Origin of the sequence: Streptomyces sp. NPDC058308 (genome assembly GCF_042880275.1) — a bacterium.
Lineage (GTDB): Bacteria > Actinomycetota > Actinomycetes > Streptomycetales > Streptomycetaceae > Streptomyces.
Window position 1 is genome coordinate 151,705 of sequence record NZ_JBHVZA010000010.1, and the last position, 12,331, is coordinate 164,035.

Here is a 12,331-nt window from a genome sequence, read left to right on the forward strand (position 1 = left end):
TCTGCTCGGGCTCCGGGGCTCCCGCGAGACCCGCGCGCCGGTTCACAACGGTCGGAGCGCGGGCTCCTTCTGCACCGCCCCCAGCAGCCGGTCGAGCGCCAGCTCGACGTCCTCCTTCCAGGAGAGCGTCGTCCGCAGTTCGAGCCTCAGCCTCGGATAGGCGGGATGCGGGCGGACCGTCTTGAAGCCCACCGCCAGGAGATGTTCCGCGGGCAGCACACACGCGGGCTTCTCCCACCGTGCGTCCCCGAAGGCCTCGATCGCCTTGAATCCTCTGCGCAGCAGATCCTTCGCGACCGTCTGGACCATCACTCGGCCCAGCCCCTGTCCCTGATACCCAGGCATGATCCAGGCCGTCATCAGCTGGACGGCATCCGGAGACACCGGGCTCGTGGGGAATGCCGTGGAGCGGGGCACGTACGCCGGAGGCGCGTAGAGCACGAAGCCGACCGGCACGTCGTCGACGTAGACGACGCGGCCGCAGGACCCCCACTCCAGCAGGACGGCGGAAATCCACGCCTCCTTCTCCGTCTCCGGGGTACCGGCCTTTACCGCGGCCTGGCCGCTGACCGGGTCCAGCTCCCAGAAGACGCACATCCGGCACCGCTTGGGGAGATCCGGGAGGTTGTCCAGTGTGAGCGGTACGAGCCGACGCCCCATGAAGGCGGATCCTCATTTCCATCGGCCGCCGCACTACGGGCGGCTGTCAGAGCGCTGCGTTCCCTGAGCAGGCTGCCGACGAAGCCGCCGACCGCTCCCAACCCCAGGCCCGCGGTCATCAGTCCGGTGCGGCTCATCGATCGCATGGCCCCTGCCTCCCCATAGAGGTGCCGTCAGGTGGATGCGCCATACCTGATCGCATCGTATCCACGATGTGATTGCATCGAAACCGTAAGAAAGCAAAGAGCGGGCCGTGTTCCGGTACCAACCGGACACGGCCCGCTCTCGCGGTGCCGACCCCTGAGGGTCAGCCCTTGTCGTCCTCGTGGGCGTCCTCCGACTCGTCCTCGCCCGGCCCGTTCTTCAGCACCGGCCCCTCTCCCGGCGCCAGGGTGCTGAGGATGCGCTCCAGGTCCTCCAGAGAGGCGAAGTCGACGACGATCTTCCCCTTCTTCTGGCCGAGGTCCACCCGGACCCGGGTCTCGAACCGGTCGGAGAGCCGCGTGGCGAGGCTGCTCAGCGCCGGCGAGAGCCGGGCGCCCGCGCGCGGTCCCTTCGCCTTAGGGGCCCGCTGCGGCCGCGAACCCATGAGGGTCACGATCTCCTCGACAGCACGCACCGAGAGGCCTTCTGCCACGATCCGGTGGGCGAGTCGGTCCTGCTCCTCCGAGTCCTCGACGGAGAGCAGCGCACGGGCATGCCCCGCGGAGAGGATCCCGGCCGCGACGCGGTTCTGCACCGTCGGCGAAAGCTTCAGCAGCCGCAGAGTGTTGGAGACCTGCGGGCGGGACCGGCCGATGCGGTCCGCCAGCTGGTCGTGCGTGCAGTTGAAGTCCTTGAGCAGCTGGTCGTAGGCGGCGGCCTCTTCCAGCGGGTTCAGCTGGGCACGGTGCAGGTTCTCGAGCAGCGCGTCCAGGAGGAGCTTCTCGTCGTCCGTGGCCCGCACGATGGCCGGGATGCGCTCCATGCCCGCTTCCCGGCACGCACGCCAGCGCCGCTCGCCCATGATGAGCTCGTAGCGCGCGGGCCCCAGCTGCCGTACGACGACCGGCTGGAGAAGCCCGACTTCCTTGATGGAGGTCACCAGCTCGGCGAGAGCGTCCTCGTCGAACACCGCACGCGGCTGCTGCGGGTTGGGCTTGATGACGTCGAGCGGCAGCTCGGCGAAGTGCGCACCGGCGACAGTCTGGTTCTCCGGCACCTCCGCGGCGTGCTGAGGCGGCTCGGCCGTTTCATGTGAAACAGGGCTCTGCGGAAGCGCCGCCACCTTCGCGGCCGCCACTCCTCGCTCGGCGGTCAGTACCGGCACTGCCGAGGGAGAGGTAGAGGCTCCTCCCGCGCTCTGCGAGGGCTGCCTCTCCGTCGGGGCCGCAGGGATCAAGGCGCCGAGGCCTCGCCCCAGTCCCCTCCGTCGCTCGCTCACTGCATCCCCTCCGTCATGCTGTGCTGGTCGTTCTGAGCGCCCGTGTGGGCGTGCTGGACGTCGTAGCGCACTCCGACTCCTCGCAGCGCGATCTCTCGTGCCGCTTCGAAGTAGGAGAGGGCGCCGCTCGATCCCGGATCGTAGGTGAGCACCGTCTGGCCGTAGCTCGGCGCTTCAGAGATACGGACCGATCGCGGGATGCTCGTCCGCAGGACCTCTTCGCCGAAGTGGCTACGCACCTCGTCCGCCACCTGGGAGGCGAGCCGTGTCCTGCCGTCGTACATGGTGAGCAGGATCGTCGACACATGCAGGTTCGGGTTGAGGTGCCCGCGCACCAGGTCGACGTTGCGCAGGAGCTGGCCGAGCCCTTCCAGCGCGTAGTACTCGCACTGGATGGGGATCAACACCTCGGCGCCTGCCACCAGGGCGTTGACCGTCAGCAGGCCCAGCGACGGCGGGCAGTCGATGAGGATGTAGTCCAACGGCTGCTCGTACACCTGGATCGCTCGCTGCAGTCGGCTCTCCCGTGCCACCAGCGACACCAGCTCGATCTCCGCACCGGCGAGATCGATGGTGGCCGGGGCGCAGAAGAGTCCTTCTACATCGGATACCGGCTGGACGACGTCGGAGAGCGGCTTGCTCTCGACCAGGACGTCGTAGATGGACGGGACCTCGGCGTGATGGTCGATGCCGAGAGCCGTGGAGGCGTTGCCCTGCGGGTCGAGGTCGATCACCAGGACACGGGCACCGTGCAGAGCGAGCGAGGCGGCGAGATTGACGGTCGTCGTCGTCTTGCCCACCCCGCCCTTCTGGTTGGCGACCACCATGACGCGGGTCTGCTCAGGACGTGGCAGACCCTCGCCTGCGCGGCCGAGTGCTTCTACTGCCAGTTGGGCAGCACGACCGATGGGTGTGTCGTCCATCGGGGTCGGTGTTTCACGTGAAACATCCTCCCCCGCCGATTCGGTACGGGGGCCGGGGACCGGATCGGTCATCGGTCCCGCGATGTTGGCGTCGGACCGCAAGGATTCACTCTCCTCGACATCAGGCTCGCAATGAACAGAGCCTCCCATGCTTTGAGGTTCGTGAACCAGCGAGGTCCGGTCTTCTGTGGACGAATCCACCTCTGTGGAAAACTCCGTGCCCTTATCGAGGGAACCGAGTGGCCGACGGTCGCGAGGTTCCGCGGCGCGGCCGCGACTGATGATGCCATGCAGCAGTGAGCGACGTTTCACGTGAAACACGATGCACGGCAGCCGGGGTGCCGCTCGTGCGACACCCCGGTATGGGTACGTTTGACTGCTTTTGTGGAGTACGGCTCGTCGTCAGGACGGATCAGCGGCGACGCTGCGAGAAGTTCAGCGGCGACGACGGGCACGGCCGGCGCGGGCGGCCTTGGCCCGCTTCGCCGCGAAGCGCACACCGCCGGGGCTCTCCCCGACCTCGACCCGGACCACGGTGGACCGCGGGTCCACCACGCCCTCGCCCACATGCAACACCGAGGTGTCCACCGCGCCGAGCTTGCTCAGGGCGGCGCCCGCCGCCTTGACCTCTTCCTCGGCGGTGTCGCCCTTGAGCAGCAGCATCTCCCCGTACGGACGGAGCAGCGGCACGCCCCAGGCCGCCAGACGGTCCAGCGGCGCGACGGCTCGCGCGGTCACCACATGGACGGGCGGCAGCTTGCCGAGGACTTCCTCGGCACGACCCCGCACCACCGTCACGTGGTCGAGCCCGAGCAGCTCCACGACCTCGGTGAGGAAGTTCGTGCGCCGCAGCAGCGGCTCGAGGAGCGTGATCTTCAGGTCCGGGCGGACGAGCGCCAGAGGAATGCCCGGCAGTCCGGCGCCCGAGCCGACATCGCACACCGTGACGTTCTCGGGCACGACCTCGGACAACACGGCGCAGTTCAGCAGGTGCCGCTCCCACAGCCGGGGTACTTCGCGAGGGCCGATCAGGCCTCGCTGCACTCCCGCATCGGCCAGCAGTTCCGCGTACCGGACCGCGTCCGAGAAGCGCTCACCGAATACCGTCCGGGCCTCTTCCGGCGCCGGGGGGAGTTCCGCTGCCTCCGTCACGGGGACCGTCCTTCCGTACCGCACTGGGGTGGCTGTCTATCAGGCTGACAAAGATCGGCCCCGCCTGCGAACAGACGGGGCCGGGAAACGCTGTGCCGATCAGGCAGGGAGGACGACGACGAAGCGCTGCGGCTCCTCGCCCTCGGACTCGCTGCGCAGGCCGGCGGCCTTGACCGCGTCGTGCACGACCTTGCGCTCGAAGGGGGTCATCGGCTCGAGCTTGGCCGGCTCGCCCGAGCTCTTCACCTCGGCCGCGGCCTTGGCGCCCAGCTCCGAAAGCTCCTCGCGCTTCTTGGCACGGTAGCCCGCGATGTCCAGCATCAGACGGCTGCGGTCACCGGTCTCGCGGTGGACGGCGAGACGGGTGAGCTCCTGGAGGGCCTCAAGGACCTCGCCGTCGCGGCCGACCAGCTTCTGCAGATCGCGGCTGCTGACGTCGCTGATGATCGAGACAGCGGCCCGGTCGGCCTCGACGTCCATGTCGATGTCGCCGTCGAGGTCGGCGATGTCGAGCAGACCCTCAAGGTAGTCCGCCGCGATCTCCCCCTCCTGCTCGAGGTGGGAGAGGGTGTCGCCGGCCTCAGCTGCGGCGGAGGTGGTGGTGCCTTCCGTCACTGGATGGGCTCCTTCTACTTCTTGGAGGACGGGTGCTTGGGCCGCTGCTGGCCCTTGCGCTGCTGTCCCGACTTGGCTCGGCTGCGCTGACCGGAGCCGGGCTTGTTGCCCTGCTTGTTGTCGCCACCGGTCTGCTTGGTCATGGGGGAGTCGTCCGCGGGCTCGGCCTCGGACTTCTCCAGCGACGTCTTCGCGTCGGGAACGGCGTCCGCCTTGGTGGCGCCGGCCGCTCCCTGTGCCGGGGCCGCCTGGCGCTTGGACTTGCTCTGCCGCTTGGGCTGCTGGCGCTTCGGGGCGCCTCCGGCGGAAGTGCCGTCCTCGGTCTCGGTGACGACGGTGCTGTCGCTCTCCACCACGGTGCCGTCGGTCTGGGCCACGAGGCCCGCCTTGGTCAGACCGTTGATGAACTTGCGCTCGAACTCGTTGCGGTCACGGCCCTTGGCGACGATCGCCTTGATCACGTTCGTGTTGCCACGCCCCCGCACCGACTTGGTGTGCACGACCTGCTTGTGCAGGCGCTCCAGGAACGCGGCCTGGGCCTTGGAGCCGGGGGTGGGGTTCCGGCGGATGACGAACATCTGCTGGCCCATGGTCCACACGTTGGTGGTCAGCCAGTAGACGAGGACACCGACCGGGAAGTTGATGCCGAAGACGGCGAACATGACCGGGAAGACGTACATCAGCATCTTCTGCTGCTGCATGAACGGCGTCTTGACCGTGGTGTCCACGTTCTTCGTCATCAGCTGGCGCTGCGTGAAGAACTGCGACGCCGACATCATGATGATCATGATCGCGGTGACGACCCGGACATCGGTCAGGGTGGCACCGAGGGAGGCGACCTTGTCCGCGCCGTCGGTGAACTTCGCCGCCAGCGGAGCACCGACGATGTGCGCCTTACGCGCGCTCTCCAGGAGCTGGTCGTCGATGACGCCGATCGTCTTGCCGGTCGCGATGCCGTTGAGCACGTGGTACAGGGCGAAGAAGAACGGCGACTGCGCCAGGATGGGAAGGCACGAGGAGAGCGGGTTGGTGCCCGACTCCTTGTACAGCTTCATCATCTCTTCGGACTGGCGCTGCTTGTCGCTCTTGTAGCGCTCCTGGATCTTCTTCATCTCGGGCTGCAGCGTCTGCATCGCCCGAGTGGCCTTGATCTGCTTCACGAAGAGCGGGATCAGGCAGATCCGGATGAGGATCACCAGGGACACGATGGACAGGCCCCAGGCCCAGCCCGTGTCGGGACCGAAGATCTTCCCGTACACCGAGTGGAACTGGACGATGACCCACGAAACTGGTGTCGTGATAAAGCTGAAGAGACTGGCAATCGTGTCCACTAATCAGGCTCCTTGAGCATGGGACGGGGTCTCGGTCTCGGCGGCCGTTCCCGGGGGCAGGTTCCCGGTCGGCGCGCCTGCGGCGGAGGGCCCGCCCTTGCGTTCGCGCCAGGCAGCGCGCAGCATCTCGTGCCACCGCGGACGCTTGCGCGGCGGAACATGGTCGACTCCACCCAGCGACCACGGATTGCACCGCAGGATGCGCCAGGCAGTGAGCGCCGTTCCCTTGATCGCACCGTGCCGGTCGATGGCCAGGTAGCCGTAGCGGGAACACGACGGGTAGTACTTGCACACCGGGCCCAGGAGCGGACTGATCGTCCACTGGTACAGCTTGATCAGAGCCAGCAGCGGGTACTTCATCGCGCGCCCCCTCCCAGCAACCGCTCGAGGGCGGCATCCAGGTCTCGGGCCAGCTGTGCATGGTCGGCGTCGCCCGCTCCGGGCAGCGCTCGTACTACTACCAGGCTACCGGGGGGCACCTTGGCCAACCGGTCGCGCATCAGATGGCGAAGCCTGCGCTTCACCGCATTGCGTATGACCGCTCCACCCACGGCCTTGCTGACGACGAAACCCGCACGTGTCGGGGGATGGCTCTCCCCTGGCACGTGCGGGTCCGTTGCACCGCTACGTAGATGGACGACGAGAAGCGGGCGTCCGGCCCGGCGTCCTCGGCGTACCGCGGTCGCGAAGTCTTCGCGCCGCCTCAGCCGATGCTCGGTAGGCAGCACGACGTCATGACCTGACTGAAATCAGGCGGACAGGCTGGCGCGACCCTTGCCACGACGGTTCGCGAGAATCGCGCGGCCGGCGCGGGTGCGCATCCGCAGGCGGAAGCCGTGGGTCTTGGCGCGGCGACGGTTGTTCGGCTGGAAGGTGCGCTTGCTCACTCGGGGGCTCCAGAAATGATCGTGTGGTGGCGGGACATCGCCTGGCTGTCACCGTGCGCCCACGAGAAGCTCGCGAATACGCACCGAGTGCACCGCTTCACAATCACAGATCGTGATCTTTGCCCATCGGAGGCAGGCGGCAGCAGCCATCGACAACTCGACCTGGTCACGGTACGCGGGGCTACGCCATCCGGTCAAACCGGCCGCCGGGGGGAGACACTGTGCACAGCCTGTGGACAACAACTTGAACCCTACCGGTCGCCCTGACTACCGTGACGGAACTCCGATTCGTTCCCTTCCTTCTCCCCATACCGATTTCCGTCCCGAGAACCACACGTTCGTGGGACCCCGTGAGAGAGCGTGCCCTGTGGCTGACGTACCTGCCGATCTTGCCGCAGTGTGGCCACGAGTTCTGGAACATCTGCTGGGTGAGGGCCGCGGGCAGGGCGTCGAGGCGAAGGACGAGCGGTGGCTCCGGAGCTGCCAGCCCCTGGCACTCGTCGCCGACACCGCACTCCTGGCCGTTCCGAACGAATTCGCCAAGGGCGTACTGGAAGGCCGTCTCGCCCCCGTGGTCAGCGAGACCCTGAGCCGCGAGTGCGGCCGCCCGATCCGTATCGCGATCACCGTCGACGACTCCGTCGGCGAACCCATGGGCCCGCCGGCCCCGCCCACCCAGCACCAGTCCGCTCCTCAGCACCCGCAGTCCCACCAGCAGCGCTACGAGGAACCCGAGCTGCCACCCGCCTCCGGTCAGGGGCACGACTCCTACGAGAGTTACGGCCGCCGCCCCTCGGACGAGCACCAGGGCGGCTCCCGGTCCGACCAGATGCCGACCGCACGCCCCGCCTACCCGGATTACCAGCGCCCGGCCCCCGGCGCCTGGCCGCAGCCGCAGGACGACTACGGCTGGCAGCAGCCTCGGCTCGGCTTCCCCGAGCGGGACCCGTACGCGAATCCGGTGCAGCAGCCGCAGCGGGACTACCGCTCGCAGCCGCCGCAGGAGCGTTCGCCCTACGAGCAGCAGCGCTCCGATCCGCAGGACCGGCGCGAGCGCCACGACATGTCCGAGCCGCCCGGCGGACACCGCGGCGGGGGTCACGGGGGCCACGGAGTGCACCGGGGCGGCCCTGTGGGGCCCACCTCGTCCAGCGGCGCCCCCGGCCCGCTGGCCGCGCAGCCGGCGCCCGCGACGGGGCCCGGCGAGCCCACCGCGCGCCTCAACCCGAAGTACCTCTTCGACACCTTCGTCATCGGCGCGTCGAACCGTTTCGCCCACGCGGCCGCGGTCGCCGTCGCCGAGGCGCCCGCGAAGGCGTACAACCCCCTCTTCATCTACGGGGAGTCGGGGCTCGGCAAGACGCACCTGCTGCACGCCATCGGGCATTACGCCCGCAGCCTCTACCCCGGCACGCGCGTGCGCTACGTGAGCTCGGAGGAGTTCACCAACGAGTTCATCAACTCCATCCGCGACGGCAAGGGCGACAGCTTTCGCAAGCGCTACCGCGAGATGGACATCCTGCTCGTCGACGACATCCAGTTCCTCGCGGACAAGGAGTCGACGCAGGAGGAGTTCTTCCACACGTTCAACACGCTCCACAACGCGAACAAGCAGATCGTTCTCTCCAGTGACCGGCCGCCCAAGCAGCTGGTCACCCTGGAGGACCGGCTGCGCAACCGCTTCGAATGGGGTCTGATCACCGACGTCCAGCCGCCGGAGCTGGAGACGCGTATCGCGATCCTTCGTAAGAAGGCGGTGCAGGAGCAGCTCAACGCCCCGCCCGAGGTGCTCGAGTTCATCGCGTCGCGGATCTCGCGGAACATCCGTGAGCTGGAGGGCGCGCTGATCCGGGTCACCGCGTTCGCGTCGCTGAACCGCCAGCCGGTGGACCTGGGGCTCACCGAGATCGTCCTCAAGGACCTGATCCCGGGCGGCGAGGACGCGGCTCCGGAGATCACCGCGACGGCCATCATGGCGGCGACCGCCGACTACTTCGGTCTGACGGTGGACGACCTGTGCGGATCCTCGCGCAGCCGCGTCCTGGTGACGGCACGCCAGATCGCCATGTATCTCTGCCGGGAGCTCACCGACCTCTCCTTGCCGAAGATCGGCGCGCAGTTCGGCGGTCGCGACCACACGACCGTCATGCACGCGGACCGCAAGATCCGCGCGCTGATGGCGGAGCGTCGCTCCATCTACAACCAGGTCACCGAGCTCACCAACCGCATCAAGAACGGCTGACAGAGGCCGCGACGCGTCGCTGAGGGCGTTCCAGGGCAACTCCTGGGGCGCCCTTTTTCGTTGCTCACGCACGCGTGGAGGCCGTTTTGGGGTCCATCGGGCCTCACTCCGAGTGCGCGGAACCGTACGGAGACGTCGTACGGCCGCCGTCCACTGTTCGATTTCCCCTGCTCAGACGGCTGTTCTCCACAGATGTGCGTACTTTCTTCCTTCCACACCCTGGGGACTGGAAAGTTGTCCAGACGCTGTCCACAGGTGACGCTGCTGAGAGATCATCAGGCCAGGTCACATGGCTGTGGATTCGTGGACGAAGACTCTCCACAGGCTGTGGAGGAAAATCTCGTCCACAGGCTGTGCATGAAGTTGTCCACCGGCAACCCACAGGGTGGGAGCCGTTGTCCCCAGCTTTCCTCAGCTTCTCCACACGGCTGTCCACTGTTCGGCAACGCAACGCGCCCTCTCACCGGGTCGAGTGAAAGGCGTCACACCAAGGTGGTCGGTTGGCCTGTGGGGAAGCTGGGTAAAGCTGGGGACAGCGCTGGGGAGAAGTCGCCCCCTCCTGTGCATCGGGTGTGCAGAACTTTCGCCCGTCCACAGAAACACCCGGTTGTCCACGGGCTCCGCCCACAGGCTCGGTGGATAAAAAACCGGTGCTGACCTGCGCAAACAGGGTTATCCACGGTTTCCACAGCCCCTACTACTACTCCCAACTAGAGAGACCGGGGAAATGGTTTCGAAGGAGGGCCTGTGCACAACTCGCTCTCCGGACCTCCGGCACCGCTCGCCACGACTTGACCCCGACAGGCAACGACTGTCAGCGCCGTACGTCAGACTGGTCCCCGGTGTCCTTCCCACGGCATGGCTGAGAGACACCGAGTCAGACGACGAGGGCCACAGGCCCAGCGGGCGAGAGCAGCCAGCAACAGCAGGAGGGCGGCTTACGGTGAAGATCCGGGTTGAACGCGACGTACTCGCGGAGGCGGTGGCCTGGGCGGCGCGCAGCCTCCCGGCCCGGCCGCCAGCGCCCGTCCTCGCAGGACTGCTGCTGAAGGCCGAGGAAGGCGCACTGAGCCTGTCGAGCTTCGACTACGAGGTCTCGGCACGCGTCTCGGTGGACGCCGAGATCGACGAGGAGGGCACGGTCCTCGTATCGGGCCGACTGCTCGCGGACATCTGCCGCGCGCTCCCCAACCGCCCGGTGGAGATCTCCACAGACGGTGTACGGGCGACGGTGGTCTGCGGCTCCTCGCGATTCACACTCCACACGCTTCCTGTGGAGGAGTACCCCGCGCTGCCCCAGATGCCGACCGCCACGGGCACCGTCCCCGGTGAGGTCTTCGCCTCGGCCGCCTCGCAGGTGGCCATCGCGGCGGGCCGCGACGACACGCTGCCCGTGCTCACCGGTGTGCGCATCGAGATCGAGGGCGACACGGTCACCCTGGCCTCCACCGACCGCTACCGCTTCGCGGTCCGCGAGTTCCTGTGGAAGCCGGAGAACCCCGAGGCGTCCGCGGTCGCCCTGGTGCCCGCCAAGACCCTCCTGGACACCGCCAAGGCGCTCACGAGCGGCGACACGGTCACCCTGGCCCTGTCCGGCTCGGGTGCCGGTGAGGGCCTGATCGGTTTCGAGGGCGCCGGACGGCGTACGACCACGCGTCTCCTCGAGGGCGACCTGCCGAAGTACCGCACGCTGTTCCCGACCGAGTTCAACTCGGTCGCCGTGATCGAGACCGCCCCCTTCGTAGAGGCCGTCAAGCGTGTCGCCCTGGTCGCCGAGCGGAACACCCCGGTGCGGCTCAGCTTCGAGCAGGGCGTGCTGATCCTGGAGGCAGGCTCCAGCGACGACGCACAGGCTGTGGAAAGGGTCGACGCCCAGCTGGACGGCGACGACATCTCGATCGCGTTCAACCCGACGTTCCTGCTCGACGGCCTCAGCGCGATCGATTCGCCGGTCGCCCAGCTGTCGTTCACGACGTCGACGAAGCCCGCGCTGCTGAGCGGCAGGCCGGCCGTCGACGCGGAGGCGGACGAGGCCTACAAGTACCTGATCATGCCCGTACGTCTGAGCGGCTGAGCCCACAGGTGTGAGCGTGCGTCCGGGCGTAGGCTCGGGCGCAGGTACGAAAGTGCCGTAACGCCACCTCGCTAGTGAAGGAACTCTGATGGAGCTCGGTCTCGTCGGCCTCGGCAAGATGGGCGGCAACATGCGCGAGCGCATCCGCCGCGCAGGTCACACCGTCATCGGATACGACCGCAATCCGGACGTCGCGGATGTCGCCAGCCTCGAAGAGCTGGTCGGCAAGCTCAAGGGCCCGCGAGTGGTGTGGGTGATGGTTCCGGCCGGTGCCGCGACCCAGTCCACCGTCGACGAGCTCGCCGGGCTGCTGCAGCCCGGCGACGTCGTCGTCGACGGCGGGAACTCCCGCTGGACGGACGACGAGAAGCACGCCGAGGAGCTGAGGGCCAAGGGCATCGGCTTCGTCGACTGCGGCGTCTCGGGCGGCGTCTGGGGCCTCAAGAACGGCTACGCGCTGATGTACGGCGGCGACGCCGAGGACATCGCGAAGGTCCAGCCGGTCTTCGACGCGCTCAAGCCCGAGGGCGACTTCGGTTCGGTCCACGCGGGCAAGGTCGGCGCGGGCCACTTCTCGAAGATGGTCCACAACGGCATCGAGTACGCGATGATGCAGGCCTACGCCGAGGGCTGGGAGCTCCTGGAGAAGGTCGACTCGGTCACGGACGTCCGTGAGGTCTTCCGCTCCTGGCAGGAGGGCACGGTCATCCGTTCCTGGCTGCTCGACCTCGCGGTCAACGCCCTGGACGACGACGAGCACCTGGAGAAGCTGCGCGGCTTCGCGCAGGACTCCGGAGAGGGCCGCTGGACGGTGGAGGCCGCCATCGACAACGCCGTGCCGCTGCCCGCGATCACGGCCTCGCTCTTCGCCCGGTTCGCCTCGCGCCAGGACGACTCCCCGCAGATGAAGATGATCGCCGCGCTGCGCAACCAGTTCGGCGGCCACGCGGTCGAGTCCAAGAGCGAGAACTGATCCACAGCCTGTGCGTAACCGGGGCGGTTTCACACAGGCCTCTCAGCAAGT

Annotated in this window: 12 protein-coding genes; 3 read left to right on the plus strand and 9 right to left on the minus strand. The window is 67.9% G+C overall.

Annotated features, from left to right (window positions below; translation table 11 throughout):
- Window positions 1-42 precede the first annotated feature (42 nt).
- The 9 genes from ACFVYL_RS16275 to rpmH all read right to left on the minus strand — a co-directional run bounded on the left by ACFVYL_RS16275 (window position 43) and on the right by rpmH (window position 6,991).
- Window positions 43-660 carry a GNAT family N-acetyltransferase gene (locus tag ACFVYL_RS16275; protein WP_389716178.1) on the minus strand — a complete coding sequence of 206 codons (618 nt, stop codon included), beginning with the start codon at window positions 658-660 and terminating at the stop codon, window positions 43-45.
- A gap of 307 nt (window positions 661-967) precedes the next feature.
- Window positions 968-2,083, minus strand: a complete 1,116-nt coding sequence (locus ACFVYL_RS16280) for a ParB/RepB/Spo0J family partition protein (RefSeq protein WP_389716180.1) — start codon at window positions 2,081-2,083, stop codon at window positions 968-970.
- Window positions 2,080-3,156 (minus strand): ParA family protein, encoded by a 1,077-nt coding sequence (locus ACFVYL_RS16285; RefSeq protein ID WP_389716182.1) that lies wholly within the window; start codon window positions 3,154-3,156, stop codon window positions 2,080-2,082. Before ACFVYL_RS16285 ends, ACFVYL_RS16280 begins: the two co-directional genes overlap by 4 nt.
- Window positions 3,157-3,441: 285 nt before the next feature.
- Entirely contained in the window at window positions 3,442-4,158 is a 717-nt protein-coding gene (rsmG, locus tag ACFVYL_RS16290) for a 16S rRNA (guanine(527)-N(7))-methyltransferase RsmG (RefSeq protein ID WP_389716184.1), read from the minus strand.
- 99 nt (window positions 4,159-4,257) lie between these two features.
- Window positions 4,258-4,773: a protein jag gene (locus ACFVYL_RS16295; RefSeq protein WP_389716186.1), complete on the minus strand. Its 516-nt coding sequence runs from the start codon at window positions 4,771-4,773 to the stop codon at window positions 4,258-4,260.
- Window positions 4,774-4,787: 14 nt separating this feature from the next.
- Window positions 4,788-6,104 (minus strand): membrane protein insertase YidC, encoded by a 1,317-nt coding sequence (gene yidC, locus ACFVYL_RS16300; RefSeq protein ID WP_389716188.1) that lies wholly within the window; start codon window positions 6,102-6,104, stop codon window positions 4,788-4,790.
- A 3-nt stretch (window positions 6,105-6,107) separates the two neighbouring features.
- Window positions 6,108-6,464, minus strand: coding sequence for a membrane protein insertion efficiency factor YidD (yidD, locus tag ACFVYL_RS16305; protein WP_389716190.1), 357 nt, complete (start codon window positions 6,462-6,464; stop codon window positions 6,108-6,110).
- Window positions 6,461-6,832 (minus strand): ribonuclease P protein component, encoded by a 372-nt coding sequence (gene rnpA, locus ACFVYL_RS16310; protein WP_389716192.1) that lies wholly within the window; start codon window positions 6,830-6,832, stop codon window positions 6,461-6,463. Before rnpA ends, yidD begins: the two co-directional genes overlap by 4 nt.
- A 21-nt stretch (window positions 6,833-6,853) precedes the next feature.
- A complete protein-coding gene (gene rpmH / locus ACFVYL_RS16315; RefSeq protein WP_006381191.1) occupies window positions 6,854-6,991 on the minus strand; it encodes a 50S ribosomal protein L34 in 138 nt (45 codons plus the stop codon).
- A 367-nt stretch (window positions 6,992-7,358) separates the two neighbouring features.
- On the opposite strand from rpmH, the gene dnaA reads away from it, so the two are divergent.
- The 3 genes from dnaA (at window position 7,359) to gnd (ending at window position 12,280) form a co-directional block, all read left to right on the plus strand.
- The gene (gene dnaA, locus ACFVYL_RS16320; RefSeq protein ID WP_389716193.1) at window positions 7,359-9,233 is read left to right on the plus strand and encodes a chromosomal replication initiator protein DnaA; all 1,875 of its coding nucleotides are present in this window, start codon (window positions 7,359-7,361) and stop codon (window positions 9,231-9,233) included.
- Window positions 9,234-10,176: 943 nt separating this feature from the next.
- Window positions 10,177-11,307: a DNA polymerase III subunit beta gene (dnaN, locus tag ACFVYL_RS16325; protein ID WP_389716195.1), complete on the plus strand. Its 1,131-nt coding sequence runs from the start codon at window positions 10,177-10,179 to the stop codon at window positions 11,305-11,307.
- An 88-nt stretch (window positions 11,308-11,395) separates the two neighbouring features.
- Complete coding sequence (gnd, locus tag ACFVYL_RS16330; RefSeq protein WP_389716197.1) at window positions 11,396-12,280, plus strand: phosphogluconate dehydrogenase (NAD(+)-dependent, decarboxylating); 885 nt, start codon at window positions 11,396-11,398, stop codon at window positions 12,278-12,280.
- Window positions 12,281-12,331 lie beyond the last annotated feature (51 nt).

Excerpts from the sequence above, each read along its gene's own strand:
- ACFVYL_RS16275 (WP_389716178.1), bottom strand. The coding sequence starts at position 660 with ATGGGGCGTCGGCTCGTACCGCTCACACTGGACAACCTCCCGGATCTC.
- ACFVYL_RS16285 (WP_389716182.1), bottom strand. The coding sequence starts at position 3,156 with ATGGGAGGCTCTGTTCATTGCGAGCCTGATGTCGAGGAGAGTGAATCC.
- yidD (WP_389716190.1), bottom strand. The coding sequence starts at position 6,464 with ATGAAGTACCCGCTGCTGGCTCTGATCAAGCTGTACCAGTGGACGATC.
- gnd (WP_389716197.1), top strand. The coding sequence starts at position 11,396 with ATGGAGCTCGGTCTCGTCGGCCTCGGCAAGATGGGCGGCAACATGCGC.